Source organism: Mesorhizobium sp. M0018, from assembly GCF_040323955.1.
Lineage (GTDB): Bacteria > Pseudomonadota > Alphaproteobacteria > Rhizobiales > Rhizobiaceae > Mesorhizobium.
The window spans coordinates 1-21,852 of sequence record NZ_JAMYVL010000012.1; the positions used below are offsets into that span (position 1 = coordinate 1).

Here is a 21,852-nt window from a genome sequence, read left to right on the forward strand (position 1 = left end):
CAGCCATCGCCCAGAACCTCAGGAAATTGGCCAAGATTTGCACCCTCGGAACAAACGTCCGAGCCACTTAAGGCGAGGAGGTCGCGTCGACCTTAATCAAGACGCTTCGGTGCGAGTGGATCCACGGCTTCATCGCCGACTTCTTCAACACTATCGGTCGAACTCGGTCATTCAGGGTGATTGGGTTTGATCTTATCCCGCAGCGCGGACAGGCTCTCCTTCCTGGAAGGCGGCGAGCGCGGCCTTCAGCCCGTCGGGCCCGGTCGCGACAATCTGCGGCGACGGCGAAAAGCCGGCGCCGAGCATCTTGCGGCCAAGCATGTGGTCGCCGGGCCGGTTGACCGATTCGATGCCGAGCAGCCGGCTTCCGGCATAGTGGTAGATGGAGAATTTGTTCTCGGCCACGTCGCCCAGCACGACATGGCTGTCGCCGCCCGCAATCAGGCCGACCATCTGCAGCTTCATGTCACCGATATCGGACCAGAACCACGGCACTGCCGAGTAATTGTCGGTGTGGCCGGCGATGGTGCGTGCGGCGAGCCGCGCCTGGTCAGTGGCGTTCTGCACCGATTCCAGCCGCACGTCGCCGCCGGTGAACCAGTGCCGGTAAGACGCCGCGTCGCCGATGGCGAGGATTTCCGGCACCGACGTGCGCATCTGCTGGTCGACGCGGATGCCGTTGGCGATGACAATGCCGGCGGCTTCGGCCAGTTCGACATTCGGCACGACGCCGATACCGATGACGACCATCTGCGCCGGCAATGTCTCGCCGGATGAGGTGATTGCAGCCGAAACACGGCCGTTCTCGTCCTCCAGCCGTTCGATGGTGGTGCCGGTAAGGATGCGCACACCGGAGGCCTCCAGCCGCTGGCGCACATGGCCGGCGATCACCGGTGCCACGGCGCGGCCGAGCAGCCGGTCGACCGCCTCGACCACCGTAACCTTGCGGCCTGCCGCGGTGAGCGTCGCGGCAATCTCCAGGCCGATGAAGCCGCCGCCGAGGATGACGACCTCCTCGCTTTGCGCGCTCAATTCGCGGATCAGGCGGGCATCGCCGAGCGAGCGCAGCGACACAACGCCGGAAAGCTCCGAACCCGGCAGCGGCAGCAGGCGCGGCCGCGCGCCGGTGGCGAGGATCAGCCGGTCAAACGGCAACACACCGCCGCCCGATATCTCTAGCCTGCGGCCGCCTACGTCGATCCGCTCGACCCGGATGCCTGGCCGGAAGTCGATGGCGCTGCCGGTATAAAAAGCCTCGCCGCGCAACGGCTGCGGCTTTGCTTGCTGATCCTTGATGAAGGTCTTCGACAGCGGCGGCTTGTGGTAGGGCAATTCGTTTTCGTCGCCGACCAGGATCACCGGGCCGTCATAGCCTTCTTCGCGCAGGCTGGCGGCCGCTTGCACGCCCGCATGACCCGCACCGACAATGACGACCCCGTTCTTCATAACAGCCCGATTCCTCATCCAAATCTAGGACGTCTCGCCAGGTGGCGATTGTCCGGCGCCGCCGCAAGAGCGCCGATCCAGGTCGCACCCGGAACGGCCGCCTGTCAACTGCGTCATGCGCCGGCATTCCTCATACGTCGGTGTTAAAGTTGACAGTTCTAGTTTAGAATAATTCTAAACTATTGTTTCAATTGAATTTTTTCTACGCCACCAGTTGACATCCGGCGTCTTCGCCGTTTTATGGAAGCTCGCGCGTCAGCGCATCCCTTTGATGTCTGGGCCTTGAACCCTTTCGATTGGAGGCATTTCGGTGTCTTTCTTCCGCGAACCGCGCGATGACGCGACCCTTCTTTGCCCGCTGGCAGCTGCCCGCCGAGGCGCCGGCATTTCATTGATTCCCGAGGAGAGACAATCATGAGAACGATGATCACGGCACGGTATGGCGGCAGGCTTGCGGCGATCGGCGCCACCGCAATGCTGACGGCGGCCGTGTTCGTGCTGCCGGCCAAGGCGCAAACCGATGCCAAGGCGGTCATCAAGACCTATTCCGACATTGCGCTCGCCAAATACGAGGATTCGCTGATCGCGGCCGAGGCGCTCGACAAGGCTGTCGATGCGCTGCTCGCCAAGCCATCTGCCGAAACGCTGAACGCCGCCCGCGAGGCCTGGAAGGCATCGCGCGTTCCCTATCAGCAGACCGAGGTCTATCGCTTCGGCAATGCCATCGTCGACGACTGGGAAGGCAAGGTGAACTCCTGGCCGCTCGACGAAGGCTTGATCGACTATGTCGCCAAGAGCTACGGCACTGAGTCGGACGCCAACGCGCTCTACACCGCCAATGTGATCGCCAACAAGTCGATCGAGATCAACGGCAAGAAGGTCGACGCCACCGACCTGACGCCGGAGTTCCTCTCCGGCACCCTGCAGGAGGCCGGCGGTATCGAGGCCAATGTGGCGACCGGCTATCACGCGATCGAATTCCTGCTTTGGGGTCAGGACCTGCACGGCACCGGTCCGGGCGCCGGCGAACGGCCCTACACCGATTACGACCTCGCCAATTGCACCGGCGGCAATTGCGACCGCCGCGGACAGTATCTGAAATCGGCGAGCGACCTTCTGGTTTCCGATCTAAAGGATATGGCCGACGACTGGAAGGAAGGCGGCGCCGCCCGCAAGAACCTTGTCGATGGCGAGCCGAACGCCGCCATTTCGACCATCTTCACCGGCATGGGTTCGCTGTCCTATGGCGAGCTCGCCGGAGAGCGGATGAAGCTCGGCCTCTTGTTGCACGACCCGGAAGAGGAGCACGATTGCTTCTCCGACAATACCTACAACTCCCATCTTTACGATGCGATCGGCATCCGTGCCGCCTATCACGGCAGCTACAAGCGGCTCGACGGCACTGTCGTCGAGGGGCCGTCGGTCGCCGACATGGTCAAGGCGGCCGACCCGGCGGTTGACAAGGAATTGTCGGACAAACTGGACGTCACCGTCGCCAAGATGGAGGCCATCAAGGCACGGGCGCTTGCCGGCGAGGCCTATGACCAGCAGATCGGAGAAGGCAACACGGAAGGCAATGCCACTGTGCAGGCGGCGATCGACGCGCTGGTCGATCAGACCAAGTCGATCGAACGCGCCGTCGGTACCCTGAAGCTCAATGCGATAGCCTTCGAGGGCTCGGACAGCCTCGATTCACCGGACAAGGTGTTCCAATAGACTATCGAAACCACCAGCCACGCGACGCAACGAAGCGCCGTTAGCCAGAGCGACAAATGCTGATCTGCCATTGCAACATCATCACCGAAAAGGAGATAGAGCAGACGATCGTCGGACTGCTGGATGAGGACCCCTGGCAGCTGATCGTGCCGGCGAAGGTCTATCACGCCATGCACAAGCGCGGTCGCTGTTGCGGCTGCTTCCCAAATGTGGTCGAAACGATCATTCGGGTCACCGAAAATTACCATGCCCGCTCGGCGGCGAGTGGCGTGGACATCGTTTCACACCTGGATCGCGTCAGAGGCCTGCGCGTCCAATACGGGAGCAGAACCCATGAAAGGCGAACAGCAGATCATAGAGCGGCTTAACGAGGCTCTGTTTCTGGAACTTGGGGCGGTCAATCAATACTGGGTGCATTTCCGGCTGCTGGAAGACTGGGGATACGCCAAGCTAGCGAAGAAGGAACGCGCTGAATCGATCGAGGAAATGCACCATGCCGACCGGCTCGTGGCGCGCATCATCTTCCTCGAGGGCCATCCGAACCTGCAGTCCGTGGCGCCGCTGCGCATCGGGCAGAATGTCAAGGAAGTGCTCGAATCCGATCTTGCCGGCGAATACGACGCGCGCACCGCCTACAAGCGTTCGCGCGAGGTTTGTAACGAAGCAGGCGACTACGTGACGATGAAGCTGTTCGAGGAATTGCTGGCTGACGAGGAAGGTCACATCGACTTTCTCGAGACGCAACTCGACCTGCTCGCCTCGATCGGCGAAGAAAAGTACGGTCAACTCAACGCAGCGTCGGCCGACGAGGCGGAATAAGGACATGCCGGAATGCGGCGCCCCCTAGATTTCATGCGCCGCTTGCGGCCGGCCGAGCATTGTGGCCTGCCGCCTCAGAAGAAGCCGCAATACGGTATCCTTCGCGGCGCCTTTCTTGCCGTGGTGGCGACGCTCACAGCCTCGGCGCTGGCCGGGGCGCCGCAACCGGCGGGGCTTGCCACCAGCCGCACGGATCTGACGCCGAAGGATCTGGCGCGCGTCATCGCCATCACCAGGCCGACCAGCGATTTCTCCAAGCCCGAGCAATTCGAGCTGATGCAGGGCGGCGCCGGCACCTCGAAGAAGGACGTCAACAAGGACGCCTTCTCGCAATCCTCCGCCAACATCAGCTTCGAGGAAGAGGGCACCTTCAAGCTCGGCAACGCCATTTTCCGCAAGAACTGGGTGTCCTCGCCATCCTCGACACAAGCCTCGGATGGGCTCGGTCCGTTGTTCAACGAGCGCGCCTGCCAGAACTGTCATCTGAAGGACGGTCGCGGCCATCCGCCCCAAGGCGACAGCGGCACCACCTCGATGTTCCTGCGCCTGGCAAGGGAAGCCAGTACCGAGGAGGAGAAAGCCGCGCTCGCCGATCACAAGGTGCTCAACTTTCCCGACCCGGTCTATGGCACACAACTTCAGGAGCTAGCCGTTCCCGGCCTGCGGGGCGAAGGCAGGATGCATGTCGATTATCAGGAGCAAAAAGTAAAACTGGCGGACGGCAGCGTCGTGTCGCTGCGCAAGCCGAGCTATTCGGTCGAGGGTCTCGCCTACGGGCCGCTCGATCCGCACACCACGCTGTCGCCGCGCATGACACCGCCGATGATCGGCCTTGGCCTGGTCGAGCAGATCGCTCCTGCCGACATCCTTGCGCGTGCCGATGCGGCCGACCGCGATGGTGACGGGATTTCCGGCAGGCCAAACATAATACGCGACGCCAGCAGCGGTGAACTGACGCTCGGCCGTTTCGGCTGGAAGGCGCAGGCGGCATCGATCCGCCAGCAATCGGCGGACGCTTTTGCCGGCGATATTGGCATTTCGACGCCTGAAGTGCCGAAGCACTGGGGCGATTGCAGCGCCGCGGAAAAGACCTGCCTTGGCCTACCTAACGGTGTACAGGAGCGCCTCGGTCCGGTCGAAGCGCCGCCGCCGGTCATGGACCTCGTGACCTTCTATTCGCAAAACCTTGCCGTGCCGGCCCGGCGCGATCTCGACAGACCGGACGTGCTCGCCGGCAAAAAACTATTCTACGATATGGGCTGCATCTCCTGCCATACGCCGAAATTCGTCACCCGTCGCGACACCCCGAACAAGGCGCAGGCCTTCCAGCTGATCTGGCCCTATTCCGATTTCCTGCTGCATGAAATGGGACCCGGTCTTGCCGACGGACAGGCGGTGGGCGAGGCCACGGGAAGCGAATGGCGCACGCCGCGACTGTGGGGCATCGGGCTCACCCAGACCGTCAGCGGCAACACCTTCTTCCTGCATGACGGGCGCGCACGAAGCCTGGCCGAGGCGATTCTGTGGCATGGCGGCGAGGGTCAGAAGGCGCGTGACCGCTTTGCCGCTGCCGATGCGGCCGACCGCGCCGCGCTGATCAAGTTTCTGGAGTCGCTCTGATGCGGAAGCGTCTTGCATTCGCTCTGATGCTGGTCCTCGCCGGTGCGCTGCCGGCATCCGCGACGGTGAAGGCTTCGGATGTGATCCAGCGGGCGATCGACGGCTTCGTCCGCCCGGCCTATGACAGATTGCATGACCATGCGGACAGCTTGGCCAAGACCATGCACGCGCTTTGCCAAGCGCCCTCGCGAGACAATCTCGATGCGGCACGCGCCGAATTCTCAGGCGTCGTGGATGCCTGGTCGGTGGTGGAAATCATCCGTTTCGGGCCGATCGCGGAAAACAACCGGCTTGAGCGCATGCTGTTTTGGCCGGATCGCAAGAGCATCGGCCTGAAGCAGGTGCAGGCAGCACTTGCCGGCAAGGATCCGACAGCCGCCGATCCGGCCCAGCTGGCTACAAAGAGCGTCGCCATGCAAGGGCTCGGCGCACTGGAATTCGTCCTCTACGGCGACGGAGCCGGTCAATTGGTCGGCAGGGACGACGCCTATCGCTGCGCCTACGGTGCGGCCATTGCCGGCAATGTCGAGACGATTGCCGGCGAGGTTGGCGATGCCTGGAACGAGCCCAACGGCTTTGCCGCGCTCTGGGCCAATCCGGGTCCGCAGAACGCGCTCTACCACGACGGCACCGAAGCGGTGACCGAACTGGTCGGCGTCTTCATCAACGAGCTGGAAATGGTCCGCGACGTACGCCTGAAAGGCTTCCTGGGCGCCAAGCCGGAGGCCGACAAACCGAAACAGGCGATCTATTGGCGCTCGCAAAACACCGCCCGCTCGCTGACCGGGAATCTGGCGGGCATGGACACGCTGTTCCAGGCCTCGCAGCTTGGCGACGCGCTGCCGCCCGATGCGCGCTGGATGGCAGAATCGGTCCACATCCAGCTCACCAACGGGATCGAGGCGGCCAAGGCGATCAGGGGACCGATCGACAAGGCACTTGCCGATCCGGCGCTGCGCCAGAAGCTCGACTATTTCTCGCTGGTGACATCCAGCCTGACGACCCTGATCGGCACCAGGCTGACCGCCGAATTCGGCCTGACCGCCGGGTTCTCGTCATTGGATGGTGACTGATCATGAGGACGCCGCTGATCGATCGGCGCGATTTCCTGAGGGCCGCAGGCGCTGGTTTCGTAGCGGCGATGGCGCCGTCGGCCTGGGCAAAGACAATCGACGCCGACGCGGTCTTCGCCACCGCTTTCGTCAAGCGCGACGGCAGCTATGGCGCGGCCGTCCTGTCCGAGGCCGGCAAGTTGTTGCACACGATCGATCTGCCCGATCGGGGCCACGACGTTACCTTCGACCCGGTGTCCAATCGTTCGGTGGTGTTTGCCAGGCAGCCGGGCACCTTTGCTGTCGTCTTCGACCATACCGGCCGCTATAAACCGCACACCATTGCCAGCGTTGCCGGCCGGCATTTCTTCGGCCATGGTGTGTTCTCGGCCGATGGCACGCTGCTCTACGCAACCGAGAACGATTTCGACAATGCCGCCGGCGTCGTCGGCGTCTATGACGCGCATGCGAAATTCAAGCGCATCGGCGAGTTCCCGACCTACGGCGTGGGCCCGCACGAACTTCTGCTTCTCTCCGACGGCAGGACAATCGCTGTCGCCAATGGCGGCATCGAAACGCATCCGGATTATGGCCGCGCCGAGCTCAATATCGCAACGATGAAGCCTTCCTATGTTCTGGTCGACCGCCTTACCGGCGATCTCACCGAAAAGCACGAATTACCGCCGGCGCTACACCAACTGTCGATCCGCCATATGGATGCCGACCGCTCCGGCACCGTCTGGTTCGGCTGTCAATACAGGGGGCCCGGTACCGATCGTCCCCCACTGCTCGGCCGCGCGGCGCGCGGCATGGACCTGAAATTACTCGACATGTCGCAGGACGTGCTCTCCGCCTTCAGGAACTATATCGGCTCGGTCGCCGCCAACCCTGCCGCCGGCACCATCGCGGTGTCTTCGCCTGAGGGCAATTCGCTTGCCGTGATCGACGCGGCCAGCGGCCGTATCGTCGCCACCAAGGCGCTGGTCGAGGTTTGCGGCGTTGCAGCCGATGGGGAAAGCTTCATGGCGACGACCGGCGCCGGCGATATCGTCGAGTCCGGTGGCTCGATACATTCCGAGCCTGACTATGTCTGGGACAATCACGTGCTGCGTATCGAGCAGGTCGGCTAGTCCCGATACCTATTGTGGCGATTGCGTGCGTTGGAACTTACATTCTTGGACCCGCGCCGAAGCCAAGTCGCCTGACGATTTATCCATTATTCCCTTGCGGGGATCAGCCCTGGCGGGCAGAGGGAAGCTGTTTTCGAAACTGTCTCAACCGGCCGCTTCATGAAATTGCTTGCCATCGACTGTGCCGCCAATCTCTGCGCCGCCTGCGTCTACGACGCGGCGGCCGGGAAAGAACTCGGCCGTTCGGTGCTCGATCTCGGTAAGGGTCATGCCGAGCATCTGATGGGTGTCATCGAAAAGGCGTTGGGGACCAGCAGAACCGACTATTCCGGCCTCGGCGCCATTGCCGTTTCGACGGGTCCGGGCTCCTTCACCGGTCTGCGCGTCGGCGTCTCGGCGGCGCGCGGCCTTGCGCTGGCGCTGAAAATCCCGGCGATCGGCGTGACGACTCTGGAGGCCCTGGCGGCGCAAGCGAGAGCGGCATTTCCCGGTCGCGCCGTGCTCGCCGCGCTCGATGCAGGTCGCGAGGAGATCCATGCGGCACTTTACGATGAGAGGTCGGTTCTGATCTTTGGTCCGGCCGTGACCACGCTCTCGCAAGCAGCCGCCATCGCGGTCGACAGATCTGCGGTTCTCGCCGGCACGGCGGCAACCCAAATTGCCGCGGCGGCCGGGCGCAGCTTCGATCTCGGCGGGACGGCGGCCACCGCCGACATCGCCGTCTATGCCCGGCTGGCCGCCGCCCAACGTGCCGGTAAAAAGGGCGAGGGCGAAAAGCCGAAACCGCTCTATCTGCGCGGCGCCGACGCCAAGCCGCAGGCCGGCTTTATTCTATCTAGGCAAAAAAACTGATGCGCATTCCATTCCTCCAGCCGCGTCGCAGGGACTATGCGATCGAGCCGCTGACGGTTGCCGACAGCGCGGCCATGTCGGTGCTGCATCGCGAGGATTTCGCGCGGCCGTGGACCGACGACGAATTCGCCGCGCTGCTCGAGCAGGACACGGTGTTCGGCTATGCCGCGCGCGAGACCGGACAGGGTGCCAAGCCGCCGGTCGGCTTCGTGCTGGCTCGGCTGGCGGCCGGCGAGGGGGAGATCCTGACGGTCGCGGTGGCACGCTCGCATCGGCGCCGGGGGCTCGGCTGGCAATTGATGGATGCGGTGCTGCGTGAACTGCACGCACAGCGCGCCGAGGCACTTTTCCTCGAGGTCGACGAGACCAATGTCGCCGCGATCGCGCTCTACCGACGGTTCGGCTTCCGCGAGGTCGGCAAGCGCGCCAACTATTACAAGTCGCCGGAGCTCGGCCCGACCGGCGCGCTTGTCATGCGCCGCGATCTTCGTTAGCCAAACGCCGGGGTGGTGGGGATGATAGGAAAAATCAGGATTTTCCTGGCCCTGGGGCTGGTTGTCGTCGGCTCATTGGTGCTTGTGCCTTTGCAGATACTGTCGATGAGGACCGGACTCTGGCGCGAGACCTTCATCCTGAAGATCTGGCACAGGATGATCGTCAGGGCGCTGGGGCTGCGCATCCATGTCAAGGGAGCGCTGTCCGGCCAGCGCCCATTGCTGATTGCTGCCAACCACATCTCCTGGACCGACATCATGGTGCTGGGGTCGATGGTCGACGTGACGTTCATCGCCAGGGCCGATATGGCAGGCTGGCCGCTGATCGGCATGCTGTCGAAGCTGCAACGCACCGTCTTCATTGAACGTGAGCGCAAACGCTCGTCGGGCGACCAGGCGAGCGAGATCGCCCGCCGGATGGCCAAGGGCGACGCCATGGTGCTGTTTGCCGAAGGCTCGACCGGCGACGGGAACATGATCCTGCCGTTCAAGAGCACGCTGTTCGGCGCCGCTACAATGGCGATTGCGGAAGGGGCGGCCGAACAGGTCTTCATCCAACCGGTGGCGATCGTCTATACGCGCCTGCATGGCGTGCCGCTCGGCCGCCGGCATCGGCCGGTTGCCGCCTGGATCGGCGATGAGGAGCTGATGCCGCACCTCAAGGTGCTGATGGCCGAGGGCGCCCTCGACGTCGAGGTGCATTTTGGCGAGGCGATTGCTTTCTCCAGGGGCTCGAGCCGCAAGGAGACGGCAAAGCAGATGGAACGCCAGGTTCGCGAGATGGTACAAGCGGCGCTCGCCGAACCGCGTCCGAGCCGGTAGGCTGAGCAGGTTCCGGCCAGATTCGTCTGTTTTTTGTCGGGGAAAGGCGCTAGAAGCCGCGAAATGGAATTGAACACGATAGAACGCGACGACATCGGCGCTGCCGCCGAAAACCTGGTCGTTCCGCCTGCCGCGACCAGAAAGGTCTTCGTCAAGACCTATGGCTGCCAGATGAACGTCTACGATTCGCAGCGCATGACCGATGCTCTGGCGGCCGACGGCTATGCCGCGACAGACGCCATCGGCGAGGCCGATCTGGTGCTGCTCAACACCTGTCACATCCGCGAGAAAGCGGCGGAAAAGGTCTATTCCGAACTTGGGCGCATCCGTGAGCTGAAGGCGGAGCGTGCCAAGGCCGGGCGCGAAATGCTGGTCGGCGTCGCCGGCTGCGTGGCGCAGGCCGAGGGTGCCGAGATCATCCGCCGCTCGCCGGCTGTCGATCTGGTCATCGGTCCGCAGACCTACCACCGGCTGCCCGGGGTGCTGGCGAGGGCGCGGAGCGGCGAAAAGATCGTCGAGACCGATTATGCCGTCGAAGACAAGTTCGAGCATCTGCCGCAGCCGAAGCGCGCCGAACTGATCAGGCGCGGCGTGACGGCGTTCTTGACCGTTCAGGAAGGCTGCGACAAGTTCTGCACCTTCTGTGTCGTGCCCTATACGCGCGGCTCGGAAGTCTCGCGGCCGGTGGCACAGATCGTCGCCGAAGCCGAGCGCCTGGCGGATGCCGGCGTGCGCGAGGTGACGCTGCTCGGCCAGAATGTCAACGCCTGGCACGGAAGAGGTGAAGACGGCGAGGAATGGGGCCTTGGCCGGCTGCTGTTCAGGCTGGCAGAGATTCCAGGTCTGGCGCGGCTGCGCTACACGACCAGCCATCCGCGCGACATGGACGATGAATTGATCGCCGCCCATCGTGATTTGCCGACGCTGATGCCCTATCTACATTTACCGGTGCAATCCGGCTCCGACCGCATACTCAAGGCGATGAACCGCAGGCATATGGCCAAGGACTATCTGACGTTGATCGACCGCATCCGTGCCGCACGGAACGACATCGCACTGTCCGGCGATTTTATTGTCGGCTTTCCCGGTGAGACGGAAGCGGATTTCGAGGCGACGATGCAGTTGGTCGAAGACGTCAACTATGCCTCGGCCTTCTCGTTCAAATATTCTCCGCGCCCCGGCACGCCGGGCGCGGAGATGGGCGATCACGTGCCGGAGGCCGTCAAGGACGAGCGCCTGCAGCGGCTGCAGGCGCTGCTTCTGAAACAGCAGCAGCATTTCGGCGCAAGCCTGGTCGGCAGGACTATCGACACGCTGATCGAAAAGCCGGGCCGCCAGGCCGGCCAGAAGGTTGGCCGCTCGCCGTGGCTGCAGCCGGTTATTGTTGATGAAAAGGCCGGCGAAATCGGTGACATTATCCAGGTACGAATCACGAAGACGGGCTACAACAGCCTGTTCGCCGAATTGGCCTGAAGGCCTCGGCAGATGAGGAGAGACGGTTGAGCGCTGCTGAAGTCAAGAACCTGCCCCAGAACCTACCCTCCGGGGCCTCGGATATCGCGCACATCGTACTGACTTTCGACAATAACAAGCTTGCCAGCGCCCTTTACGGCCAGTTCGACGAGAATCTGGCCAGGCTCGAGCAGAAGCTCGGCGTTGACATCCGCTCGCGTGGCAACCAATTGACCATCAAGGGCTCTTCCTCGGCCGCCGAGCAGGCGCGCCGCGCCTTGGACAATCTTTACGGCATTCTGCAGAAAGGCACCGATATCGGCCAGTCCGATGTCGACGGCGCCGTGCGCATGGCGATCGCCACCGACGACCAGCTGACGCTGCCGACGCTGGAGCGCAAGGGCAAGGTGTCCGCCGCCCAGATATCGACGCGCAAGAAGACCATCTATGCCCGCTCGCTCAACCAGGACGCCTATATGCGCGCGCTGGAGCGGTCGGAACTCGTCTTCGGCATCGGCCCGGCCGGCACCGGAAAGACCTATCTGGCGGTGGCGCATGCGGCAATGCTGCTCGAACGTGGCATGGTCGAACGGATCGTGCTGTCGCGCCCCGCGGTCGAGGCCGGTGAACGGCTTGGCTTTCTGCCGGGTGACATGAAGGAGAAGGTCGATCCCTATCTGCGGCCGCTCTATGACGCGCTCTACGACATGATGCCGGCCGACAAGGTCGAGCGGGCGATTGCTGCTGAGGTCATCGAGATCGCGCCGCTGGCATTCATGCGCGGCCGTACGCTGGCGCACGCTGCCGTCATCCTCGACGAGGCGCAGAACACCACGCCGATGCAGATGAAGATGTTCCTGACCCGGCTCGGCGAGAACTCGCGCATGATCGTCACCGGCGATCCGACCCAGATCGATCTGCCGCCAAACACCAAATCCGGCCTGGTCGAGGCGCTGAGAATCCTCGACGGCGTCACCGGCATGGTGACCGTACGCTTCAATGAAGGCGACGTCGTCAGGCATCCGCTGGTCGCCGAGATCGTCAAGGCCTACGACCGTGACGGCAAGCTGGCCAGGGGTTTGGGTGTCGAAAGCTGATACGATTATGCGGCCGCATGGCTGAGGAGCAAAAGGCGGGGGGACCGCTTCCCGTCGAAATCGATATCGCGATCGAGGCGGGCGACTGGCCCGACGAGGCGGTGCTGATGCGGCTGGTCGACCACGCCGTCTCGGCCGCCTTTGCCGAAACCGGTGCCGACGGCCGTTCCGAGCTCAGCATCGTCTTTTCCGACGATGCCCGTATCCGCACGCTCAATGCCGGCTGGCGCGGCAAGGACAAGCCGACCAACGTCCTGTCTTTTCCAGCTTTTCCGTTTGCCAGGGGAGGGCCTCTGCCGCCGATGCTCGGCGACATCGTGCTGGCCGCCGAGACTGTCGCGCGCGAGGCGGCACTGGAAGACAAGCCCATCGAGGACCATATCTCCCATCTCGTCATCCATGGCCTGCTGCATTTGCTGGGCTATGATCACGAAACGGATGCCGAAGCGGAACTGATGGAAGCGACAGAGCGCGCAGCACTTGCGAGGCTTGCCATTCCCGATCCCTACACGTAATTACAAAAGACCAATTGACCGGACGATGATGAACGACAAACCAGAGACTGCCGCCCGCTCCGACGCCGGCAGTGTGATCAAGCCTTCCGAAACGACGGAAGAGGGCTCGAGTCCGAGTACCACGACCGGCAGCTTCGCCAGCGAGGCATCGCCTGCCGGTCCTTCCCTGTTCGATCGCGTGCTCGGGCTTTTCAGGCACCGCAACGGCACCAGCCTGCGCGAGGAGATTGCCGGTGCGCTTGCCGAAACGGCGAGCGATGCAGAATCCTTCTCGCCCGGCGAACGCGCCATGCTCAACAACATCCTGCGCCTGCGCGAAGTGCGGGTCGAGGACGTCATGGTGCCGCGCGCCGACATCGAGGCGGTCGAGATCACCACGAAGCTCGGCGACCTTCTGGGGTTGTTCGAGCAGTCCGGCCATTCCCGCATGCCGGTCTATTCGGAGACGCTCGACGATCCGCGCGGCATGGTCCATATCCGCGACGTGCTGGCGCATATCACCAAGGTCGCCCGCGTCAGAAAGGGCAGGACGACCAGGAAAACTCCGGTCGCGACGCTTCTCGATCTCGCCCAGGTCGATCTGGCGCGCACCATCGGCGATCTCAACCTGATCCGACCGGTGCTGTTCGTGCCGCCCTCGATGCTCGCCTCCGACCTGATGGGGCGGATGCAGACGACGCGGACCCAGATGGCTTTGGTCATCGACGAATATGGCGGTACTGACGGTCTCGTCTCGCTCGAGGACATCGTCGAGATGGTGGTCGGCGACATCGAGGACGAGCACGACGAAGACGAGCCGATGATCACCCAGGCCGGTGAAGGCGTCTTCATCGTCGACGGCAAGGCCGAGATCGACGATGTCGCCAAGATGATCGGCGAGGATTTCGCCGCCGGCGAGCACGGCGAATATGTCGACACGATCGGCGGCATGATCTTCAACACGCTTGGCCGGGTGCCGGCGCGCGGCGAAGTGGTGCAGGCCATACCCGGCTTCGAGTTCCATGTGCTTGACGCCGATCCGCGCCGCGTCAAGCGCGTACGCATCGTCGAGACACTGAAGGGCGAGCGCCGCCGCCGCGCCGTCCGCACCGAGCAGGCTTGAAGGACGCGGCTTGCCCGATGCCGGTTGAGGACCCGTTCAAGCACTCAACCTTGGGCTCGGGTGTCTTCTACCAGAATCCGCGGGCCGCATTGACATGGCTTGAAAAGGCTTTCGGCTTCGAGCCGAGCATGGTGGTCAGCGATGCTAATGGCAGGCTCGTCCATTCCGAGATGCGGTTCGGCGACGGCTATATCATCGTCGATTCCGAATGGGCCGACCATATAGCCAGCCCGGCTTCAGTTGCAGGCAAGAAGACGCGCGCGATCCTGAAGGCCATGTCTGGACCTTTTCCCAGACTGTCGGCGCTGTCCCACGCGAAGAGGCTGAGCGGCTGGGCGGGCTGAAGATACAAGGCTGGCATCGATAGCTATGAGCGGACTACGTCGCCCGGTTTGGAGCCAAGGCCGCGGCCTGATAAATCTTGCTTCCTGATTCGCACGACTCGGAAGCATAGATGGAGCGCCAGGCCGGCCGGATAATTCTGCTTTGGGGCTGGCGGCGCGCGCTGGTGGCGTTTCTTGCCGGCGCGCTGGCGGTTCTTGCCCAGGCGCCGTACGATTTCTTCGCCGTCTGTTTCGTTTCGTTTCCCCTGCTGGTGTGGCTCCTCGACGGCGCGACCGGCGAAGCCTCGGACGGTTTTCTGCGGCGCTTGCGTCCGGCTTTCGCCATCGGCTGGTGGTTCGGTTTCGGCTACTTTCTTGCCGGTCTCTGGTGGGTCGGCTCGGCGCTTCTGGTCGAGGCCGACAGCTTTGCCTGGGCCTTGCCGTTCGCGGTGGTCGGCATCCCCCTCGCGCTCGCCTTCTTCTATGGTTTCGCCGCCGTGGTCGCCCGGCTGTTGTGGAGCAACGACATCGGACGCATCGCCGCGCTCGCCTTCGGCTTTGCGCTGGCGGAATGGCTGCGCGGCTTCCTGTTCACCGGCTTTCCGTGGAATGCCGTCGGCTATGCGGCGATGCCGGTACCTTTGCTGATGCAGAGCGTCTCGGTGACCGGCATGGTCGGCATGGACGCGCTTGCGGTCTTCGTCTTTGCGCTGCCGGCGCTGCTTGCGGCGCGCCGGCATCTCCGCCTCGGCGCGGCATTGCTTGTCGTGCTCGTCGCCGCCCATGCCGGCTTCGGCTATATCCGGCTCGCCGCCCCCGAAAAGCCGGCCGCCCGCAGCCTTGACGTCCGTATCGTGCAGCCTGCCGTCGACCTTACCGAAAAATGGGATACCTCGGTGCGTGACCGTATCTTCGCCACCATGATGGGGCTTTCGGCCAAGGCGCCGGAACCCGGCCATGACAGGCCGCAATTGATTCTGTGGCCGGAGACCTCCGTGCCGTTTCTGTTCACCGAACGTCCGGATGCCCTGCCTGCGATCGGAGAGATGCTTGGCGATGGCCAGATGCTGGTCGCCGGCGTCGTTCGCGAAGAAGGCGGCTCGGCGGCCGGCAGCCGTTACTACAACTCTGTGGTGGCGATCGACGAAAGGGGCGAAATCGTCGATGCCGTCGACAAGGTCCACCTGGTACCCTTCGGCGAATACCTGCCTTTCGCCGATCTGCTCGGCCGCTTCGGGCTTGAGCAGCTTGTTGCCGGTCCAATGACCTTCGCGGCGGGCAATGAGCGGCATCCGATCGCGCTGCCCGGCGGTATCCGGGCGCTGCCGTTTATTTGCTATGAGGTCATCTTTCCCGATCTGGTCGCAGTTGACGCAACGTCAGCCGAGCTTATTGTGAACGTCACCAATGACGCCTGGTTCGGCGACACGCCGGGGCCGTACCAGCACTTCAGGCAGGCGCAGATCCGGGCGGTGGAGAATGGGGTGCCCCTGTTGCGCGCGGCTAATAACGGCATTTCGGCCGTTGTCGACCCGCGCGGTCGCATCGTCGACGCGCTGGCAATCGATGCACGCGGCGCGATCGATGTGCGTGTGCCGATCTCCGACCAAGCCATCGTTTCCTCCGGCCAACGACGCATTAACGGAATGCTGATCATGTTTTTGCTTGCCGTTGCGGCATGCATTTTGAACGTAAGGCAAAGGCTACGGGCGAATTGACAGCCGACACATTAGAAACTCATACTGTAAGCGCCTGAAAATTTTCGAAGTCGATAAGGTCGTTCTGTTGGGGCACGGGCCGCGGCGTCGTTTGGGCAGCAAAATAGAAAAAGCCGGAAAAATTCGGCGAGGAAAAAATGACAGAAGAAAACAAGAAAAAGCCGAATCCGATCGACATCCACGTCGGAAGCCGCATCCGGCTTCGCCGCAATATGCTGGGAATGAGCCAGGAAAAACTGGGTGAAAACCTCGGCATAACGTTCCAGCAGATCCAAAAGTACGAAAAGGGCACCAATCGCGTCGGCGCCAGCCGTTTGCAGGCAATCGCCTCCATACTCGGCGTCCCCGTCGCCTTCTTTTTCGAGGATGCGCCCGGTCAGGAGCCCGTGGGCAACCGTGGATTTGCCGAGGATGCTTCGATGACCTCCGCCGTCGAATTCTGCGGCAGCCCGGAAGGCCTCCAGCTGAATCGCGCCTTCGTCAAGATCGCCGATGTGAAAGTGCGCCGCAAGATCATCGAGCTGGTGAAGTCGCTTTCCACCGACGAAGTCGATTGACTGGCCCGTGAAGAGTTCAACAAGGAAGGGCTCGTCGTAGCTGGGCATGCAATTTCTCGCGGCTGCGCGCATTGAGGGATGTTCATTCCGCAGATGCGCTAAAGCGCAGATCGATTTCGCTCGACTCGCTTCCTCGAAGCCGTTTTCCTCTATCTGTTGGTGCAAGGGCTGATCGCAGTGCGCCCTGCCGCCGTCTCTGGATGCGAAGATAATAACGTCAAAATTCATGCCAGAACGGCTGCATGGCTTGACGAGCGACGCCCGGCACCGTTAACAACTGGCGCGCCAAAATCGGCGGCCTGCCGATATTTTTTTCAAGAGGGGACACCCGTGACGCGGCACAATTACTTCTTCACCTCGGAATCCGTTGCCGAGGGCCATCCCGACAAGGTCTGCGACCGCATCTCCGACGAGATTGTCGATCTCGTCTATCGCGAAGCCAGAAAGACCGGCATGGACCCGTGGAAGGTCCGCGTTGCCTGCGAGACGCTTGCGACGACCAATCGCGTTGTCATCGCCGGCGAGGTGCGCGTCCCCGAGACGCTGCTCAAGAAGGACAAGGAGGGCAACGTCCTGAAGGATGCGGTCGGCCATCCGATCGTCAACCCGGCCAAGTTCAAGTCGGTCGCTCGCAAGGCGATCCGCGAAATCGGCTACGAGCAGGCCGGCTTCCACTGGAAGACAGCCAAGATCGAGGTCCTGCTGCACGGCCAGTCGCCGGATATCGGCCAAGGCGTCGACAACGCCTCCGACCGGCAAGGCGAGGAGGGAGCCGGCGACCAGGGCATCATGTTTGGCTATGCCTGCCGCGAAACTCCGGACCTGATGCCGGCGCCGATCTATTACAGCCACAAGATCCTCGAATTGCTGGCGGCTGCGCGCCATGAAGGCAGCGGTGATGCCGGCAGGCTCGGGCCGGATGCCAAGAGCCAGGTCACCGTCCGCTATGTCGACGGCAAAGCGGCGGAAGTGACGCAGATCGTGCTGTCGACCCAGCATCTCGATGAGACGTGGGATTCGAAGAAGGTGCGCAACGTCGTCGAGCCCTATATTCGCGAAGCACTGGGCGACCTGAAGATTGCCGACAATTGCAACTGGTACATCAATCCGACCGGCAAGTTCGTCATCGGCGGGCCTGATGGCGACGCCGGCCTGACCGGCCGCAAGATCATCGTCGACACTTATGGCGGGGCTGCGCCTCATGGCGGCGGCGCTTTTTCTGGCAAGGACACCACCAAGGTCGACCGCTCGGCGGCCTATGCGGCGCGTTATCTCGCCAAGAACGTGGTTGCCGCAAAGCTCGCCGATCGCTGCACCATCCAGCTTTCCTATGCGATCGGTGTCGCCCAGCCGCTGTCGATCTACGTCGACCTGCACGGCACCGGCAAGGTCGACGAGGCAAAACTCGAGCGTGCACTGCGCGCCGTGATGGACCTGTCGCCGTCCGGCATCCGCCGCCACCTCGATCTCAACAAGCCGATCTATGCCAAGACGTCGTCCTACGGCCATTTTGGCCGCAAGGCCGGCCGCGACGGATCCTTCTCCTGGGAGAAGACCGACCTCGCCAAGGCGCTCAAGGACGCTCTCGCCGAACCGGTCGCCGAAGCAGTCGCCGCCTAACCGCGGCGCCTATGGATCCGAAGGACCGGCCAAGCCGCGCGACCGAGGCCTTTTTCGGTCGCCGGCGCGGCAAGACCATTCGACCACAACAGGCAGCGGCGCTGGAGAGCGGCTTCGCCGTCTACAGGCTCGATCTGACGGTTGAACCGCCGGCCGACTTGCGCAGCCTTTTCGAAGCCGAAGTTTCGGCTGTCCAGCTCGAAATCGGTTTTGGCGGCGGCGAACATCTTCTGCACCGTGCTACGGCCAGCCAGGCGACCGGCTTTATCGGCGTCGAGCCTTTCGTCAACGGCATGGCCAAGATGATGATGGCGGTCCGGGAGCGGCCGCTTGCCAATCTGCGCGTCTATGACGACGACGCCACACGTCTGCTGGACTGGCTGCCGCAGGCTTCGCTTGACGGCATTGACCTTCTCTATCCGGATCCGTGGCCGAAGAAGAAGCACTGGAAGCGGCGCTTCGTCAGCCCGGTCAATCTCGACCGCTTCGCGCGCGTCCTGAAGCACGGCGGAAAGTTCCACTTTGCGTCCGATATCGACAGCTATGTGAACTGGACGCTCCTGCATTGCCGGGCGCACGACGCCTTCACGTGGCAGGCAAGCGAAGCAGCCGACTGGCACCGGCCCTATGATGGCTGGCCGGGGACGCGCTATGAGGCCAAGGCCATTCGCGAAGGCCGACGGCCCGCCTATCTCACCTTCGTGCGGAAATAAGCGGGAAATTAGAGCTGAGCACAAGGCGAGCGGGCCGAAGGCTCTCGGCGCCCACCTGGCTCAGAAGCGACGGATCTTGTTGAAGGCTGCCGGCTCCATGCCGAGATTGCGCAGATCATGCGCACGCGGCTTGCGACCGCATTCCACAGCCCGCGACGCGGCTACGGCGCTGCCGAACACGCTAAAGACATTGCCTATGGCTGAAAAAAATCCACGATTGTTCATGATGGGACCCTATCGAGCGCAGTGAGCGCTCCAATTGTGCAATGCAACGTAGATAGTCGTGCGTGGCCGGTGCTCAAACGGTGATCACTGCATGGGCGCCATGCATTTGGCGCAGTGCTGCGGACTCGGAGCCTTGCCGTCATGCAGGACGGGCTTGAAACGAGGACCACGATCGTCTATATCAGCTTCAAATTCTTGGTCGGTATGACGAAGAGTGGGTCCACCCGGTCCCGCTCTTTTTTATTACCTGCCGACCAACAGAAATCGAGTGACAGGACCGAATGACAGTGACGGCAAGCGAAGGCGACGACCGCATCATCCGCGAAAGCGGCATCGATGCGCGCATCGCGCTGATCGTTCAGCCGGTACTGCGCGCCATTGGCTTCCGCTTGGTACGTGTGCACCTGTCGGGCCAGAACGGGCTGACGCTGCAGATCATGGCCGAGCGCGAGGACGGCACCATGACGGTCGAGGATTGTGAAGAGGTCAGCCGGGCGGTATCGCCGGCGCTCGATGTCGATGATCCGATCGAGAAGGCTTATCATCTCGAAGTGTCGTCGCCGGGCATCGACCGGCCGCTGGTCCGCAAATCGGACTTTGCAGCCTGGACCGGCCATCTGGTGAAGATGGAAACGTCGGTTCTCGTCGCCGACCGTAAGCGCTTCAAGGGCAAGATCGCCGAAAGCGACGCGGACGGTGTGCTGATCGAGCGTGACAAGGCCGCTTACGGCGAGGAGCCGACGGTACGTGTTCCCTACGATGCGATTGCCGAAGCGCGGCTGATTCTGACCGACGACCTTATCCGCGATGCGCTGTCGAAGGACAATCGGGCGCGCAAGGAAGCCAAGAAACGCCGCGGCGAACCCGAAGACGCACCAGAGGGTGCGGAAGACGAAACCGAACAGGAAATGTGATTGGGCTGCCGGCCGTAAAGGTCGGCAACAAGCTCGGGAGAAAGAAGATGGTTGTAAGCGCCAACAGGCTTGAACTGCTGCAGATCGCCGATGCGGTCGCGCGTGAAAAGTCGATCGACAAGTCGATCGTCATCGCCGCCATGGCCGATGCGATCCAGAAGGCCGCGCGCTCGCGCTACGGCCAGGAAACCAATATCCGCGCCGACATCAATGCCAACACCGGCGAGATGAAGCTGCAGCGGCTGATGGAAGTGGTCGAGAAGGTCGATGACTACGCGACGCAGATTGCCATTTCCTCGGCGCGCGAGCGCAATCCGGACGCCCAGCTCGGCGATTTCATTGCAGAACAGCTACCGCCGATGGATTTTGGCCGCATCGCCGCCCAGTCCGCCAAGCAGGTCATCGTGCAGAAGGTGCGCGAGGCCGAGCGCGACCGGCAATACGACGAATACAAGGACCGTATCGGCGAGATCGTCAACGGTACCGTCAAGCGCGTCGAATACGGCAACGTCATCGTCGATCTCGGCCGCGGCGAAGCGATCATCCGCCGCGACGAGCTGATTCCGCGCGAAAACTACAAGTATGGCGATCGCGTCCGTGCCTATGTCTATGACGTGCGCCGCGAACAGCGCGGCCCGCAGATCTTCCTGTCGCGCACCCATCCGCAGTTCATGGCGAAGCTGTTCACCATGGAAGTGCCGGAAATCTACGACGGCATCATCGAGATCAAGTCGGTCGCCCGCGATCCGGGTTCGCGCGCCAAGATCGCTGTCATCTCGCGCGACAGCTCCATCGATCCGGTCGGTGCCTGCGTCGGTATGCGCGGCAGCCGCGTCCAGGCGGTCGTCGGTGAATTGCAGGGCGAGAAGATCGACATCATTCCGTGGTCGCCTTCGGCGGCGTCCTTCATTGTCAATGCATTGCAGCCGGCGGAAGTCGCCAAGGTCGTGCTCGACGAGGATGCCGAGCGCATCGAGGTCGTCGTTCCCGACGATCAGCTGTCGCTGGCCATCGGCCGCCGCGGCCAGAACGTCCGTCTTGCCTCGCAGCTCACCGGCTGGGATATCGACATCCTGACCGAGCAGGAAGAGAGCGAACGCCGCCAGAAGGAATTCGTCGAACGGTCGTCGCTGTTCATGGAAGCCCTCGACGTCGACGAGATGGTCGGCCAGGTGCTCGCTTCCGAAGGCTTCACCAGCGTCGAGGAGGTCGCGTATGTCGACTCCGGCGAAATCGCGTCGATCGACGGCTTCGACGAGGACACGGCTTCGGAAATCCAGACCCGCGCCCGCGAATATCTGGAGAAGATCGAAGCCGAGCATGACGAGAAGCGCAAGGCGCTCGGCGTCAAGGACGAGCTGCGCGAGATTCCCGGCATCACCACCGCCATGATGGTGACGCTCGGCGAGGACGGCGTGAAGACGATCGAGGATTTCGCCGGCTACGCCGCCGACGACCTGACCGGTTGGAAGGAACGCAAGGACGGCGAGACGAAGGTATTCCCGGGTGTGCTCGCCAACCACGGCGTATCACGCGCCGATGCCGAGCAGATGGTCCTGGCCGCTCGCCTGAAGGCTGGCTGGATCACCGAAGACGAGCTTGCCGCCGAGGGCGTGCCGGCTGACGAAACCGTCGGTGCGTGAGGTGAAACCGCATCGCACCGAA

22 protein-coding genes are annotated in these 21,852 nt (G+C 62.9%); 20 read left to right on the forward strand and 2 right to left on the reverse strand.

Translation table 11 applies throughout. From position 1 onward, the window contains the following. Positions 1–192: 192 nt before the first annotated feature. On the reverse strand, positions 193–1,446 hold the full coding sequence (locus tag NKJ81_RS18050; protein WP_352541247.1) for an NAD(P)/FAD-dependent oxidoreductase: 1,254 nt from the start codon (positions 1,444–1,446) through the stop codon (positions 193–195). Between the two features lie 423 nt (positions 1,447–1,869). Here NKJ81_RS18050 and NKJ81_RS18055 point away from each other — a divergent pair, with 423 nt between their 5' ends. The 18 genes from NKJ81_RS18055 (at position 1,870) to trmB (ending at position 19,048) form a co-directional block, all read left to right on the forward strand. Next, a complete protein-coding gene (locus NKJ81_RS18055) occupies positions 1,870–3,162 on the forward strand; it encodes an imelysin family protein (RefSeq protein WP_502904300.1) in 1,293 nt (430 codons plus the stop codon). Between the two features lie 56 nt (positions 3,163–3,218). Beyond that, entirely contained in the window at positions 3,219–3,530 is a 312-nt protein-coding gene (locus tag NKJ81_RS18060) for a (2Fe-2S)-binding protein (RefSeq protein WP_023676882.1), read from the forward strand. Then, positions 3,496–3,981: a bacterioferritin gene (bfr, locus tag NKJ81_RS18065; protein ID WP_023676883.1), complete on the forward strand. Its 486-nt coding sequence runs from the start codon at positions 3,496–3,498 to the stop codon at positions 3,979–3,981. The genes NKJ81_RS18060 and bfr overlap by 35 nt, the downstream gene beginning before the upstream one ends. A 12-nt stretch (positions 3,982–3,993) precedes the next feature. Continuing rightward, entirely contained in the window at positions 3,994–5,601 is a 1,608-nt protein-coding gene (locus NKJ81_RS18070) for a di-heme oxidoreductase family protein (protein WP_352541248.1), read from the forward strand. Next, a complete protein-coding gene (locus NKJ81_RS18075; protein WP_352541249.1) occupies positions 5,601–6,674 on the forward strand; it encodes an imelysin family protein in 1,074 nt (357 codons plus the stop codon). Before NKJ81_RS18070 ends, NKJ81_RS18075 begins: the two co-directional genes overlap by 1 nt. Before the next feature lie 2 nt (positions 6,675–6,676). Further along, a complete protein-coding gene (locus tag NKJ81_RS18080; RefSeq protein ID WP_352470055.1) occupies positions 6,677–7,783 on the forward strand; it encodes a DUF1513 domain-containing protein in 1,107 nt (368 codons plus the stop codon). Positions 7,784–7,942: 159 nt separating this feature from the next. Continuing rightward, positions 7,943–8,635: a tRNA (adenosine(37)-N6)-threonylcarbamoyltransferase complex dimerization subunit type 1 TsaB gene (tsaB, locus tag NKJ81_RS18085; protein ID WP_352541250.1), complete on the forward strand. Its 693-nt coding sequence runs from the start codon at positions 7,943–7,945 to the stop codon at positions 8,633–8,635. After that, positions 8,635–9,129 (forward strand): ribosomal protein S18-alanine N-acetyltransferase, encoded by a 495-nt coding sequence (gene rimI / locus NKJ81_RS18090; protein ID WP_352541251.1) that lies wholly within the window; start codon positions 8,635–8,637, stop codon positions 9,127–9,129. Before tsaB ends, rimI begins: the two co-directional genes overlap by 1 nt. Before the next feature lie 21 nt (positions 9,130–9,150). After that, positions 9,151–9,951, forward strand: a complete 801-nt coding sequence (gene olsA / locus NKJ81_RS18095; RefSeq protein WP_352470058.1) for a lyso-ornithine lipid O-acyltransferase — start codon at positions 9,151–9,153, stop codon at positions 9,949–9,951. 63 nt (positions 9,952–10,014) lie between these two features. Continuing rightward, entirely contained in the window at positions 10,015–11,424 is a 1,410-nt protein-coding gene (gene miaB, locus NKJ81_RS18100) for a tRNA (N6-isopentenyl adenosine(37)-C2)-methylthiotransferase MiaB (RefSeq protein ID WP_352541252.1), read from the forward strand. Positions 11,425–11,450: 26 nt separating this feature from the next. Beyond that, positions 11,451–12,500, forward strand: a complete 1,050-nt coding sequence (locus NKJ81_RS18105) for a PhoH family protein (protein WP_352541253.1) — start codon at positions 11,451–11,453, stop codon at positions 12,498–12,500. A gap of 17 nt (positions 12,501–12,517) precedes the next feature. Beyond that, positions 12,518–13,015, forward strand: coding sequence for an rRNA maturation RNase YbeY (gene ybeY / locus NKJ81_RS18110; RefSeq protein WP_352541254.1), 498 nt, complete (start codon positions 12,518–12,520; stop codon positions 13,013–13,015). Between the two features lie 28 nt (positions 13,016–13,043). Continuing rightward, the gene (locus tag NKJ81_RS18115; RefSeq protein WP_352541255.1) at positions 13,044–14,117 is read left to right on the forward strand and encodes a hemolysin family protein; all 1,074 of its coding nucleotides are present in this window, start codon (positions 13,044–13,046) and stop codon (positions 14,115–14,117) included. A 17-nt stretch (positions 14,118–14,134) separates the two neighbouring features. Then, positions 14,135–14,461: a VOC family protein gene (locus tag NKJ81_RS18120; protein WP_352541256.1), complete on the forward strand. Its 327-nt coding sequence runs from the start codon at positions 14,135–14,137 to the stop codon at positions 14,459–14,461. A gap of 110 nt (positions 14,462–14,571) precedes the next feature. Continuing rightward, entirely contained in the window at positions 14,572–16,158 is a 1,587-nt protein-coding gene (gene lnt, locus NKJ81_RS18125; protein WP_352541257.1) for an apolipoprotein N-acyltransferase, read from the forward strand. 137 nt (positions 16,159–16,295) lie between these two features. Beyond that, positions 16,296–16,715, forward strand: coding sequence for a helix-turn-helix domain-containing protein (locus NKJ81_RS18130; protein ID WP_023676895.1), 420 nt, complete (start codon positions 16,296–16,298; stop codon positions 16,713–16,715). 330 nt (positions 16,716–17,045) lie between these two features. Next, positions 17,046–18,335, forward strand: coding sequence for a methionine adenosyltransferase (gene metK, locus NKJ81_RS18135; RefSeq protein WP_352541258.1), 1,290 nt, complete (start codon positions 17,046–17,048; stop codon positions 18,333–18,335). An 11-nt stretch (positions 18,336–18,346) separates the two neighbouring features. Continuing rightward, on the forward strand, positions 18,347–19,048 hold the full coding sequence (gene trmB / locus NKJ81_RS18140) for a tRNA (guanine(46)-N(7))-methyltransferase TrmB (RefSeq protein ID WP_352541259.1): 702 nt from the start codon (positions 18,347–18,349) through the stop codon (positions 19,046–19,048). A 60-nt stretch (positions 19,049–19,108) separates the two neighbouring features. Here the strand turns inward: trmB and NKJ81_RS18145 are convergent, their stop codons facing one another. Further along, on the reverse strand, positions 19,109–19,273 hold the full coding sequence (locus NKJ81_RS18145) for a hypothetical protein (RefSeq protein WP_352541260.1): 165 nt from the start codon (positions 19,271–19,273) through the stop codon (positions 19,109–19,111). A gap of 281 nt (positions 19,274–19,554) precedes the next feature. Here NKJ81_RS18145 and rimP point away from each other — a divergent pair, with 281 nt between their 5' ends. Continuing rightward, positions 19,555–20,187, forward strand: a complete 633-nt coding sequence (rimP, locus tag NKJ81_RS18150; protein ID WP_352541261.1) for a ribosome maturation factor RimP — start codon at positions 19,555–19,557, stop codon at positions 20,185–20,187. Positions 20,188–20,234: 47 nt separating this feature from the next. Further along, positions 20,235–21,830: a transcription termination factor NusA gene (gene nusA, locus NKJ81_RS18155; protein ID WP_023676901.1), complete on the forward strand. Its 1,596-nt coding sequence runs from the start codon at positions 20,235–20,237 to the stop codon at positions 21,828–21,830. The last annotated feature ends 22 nt before the right edge of the window (positions 21,831–21,852 follow it).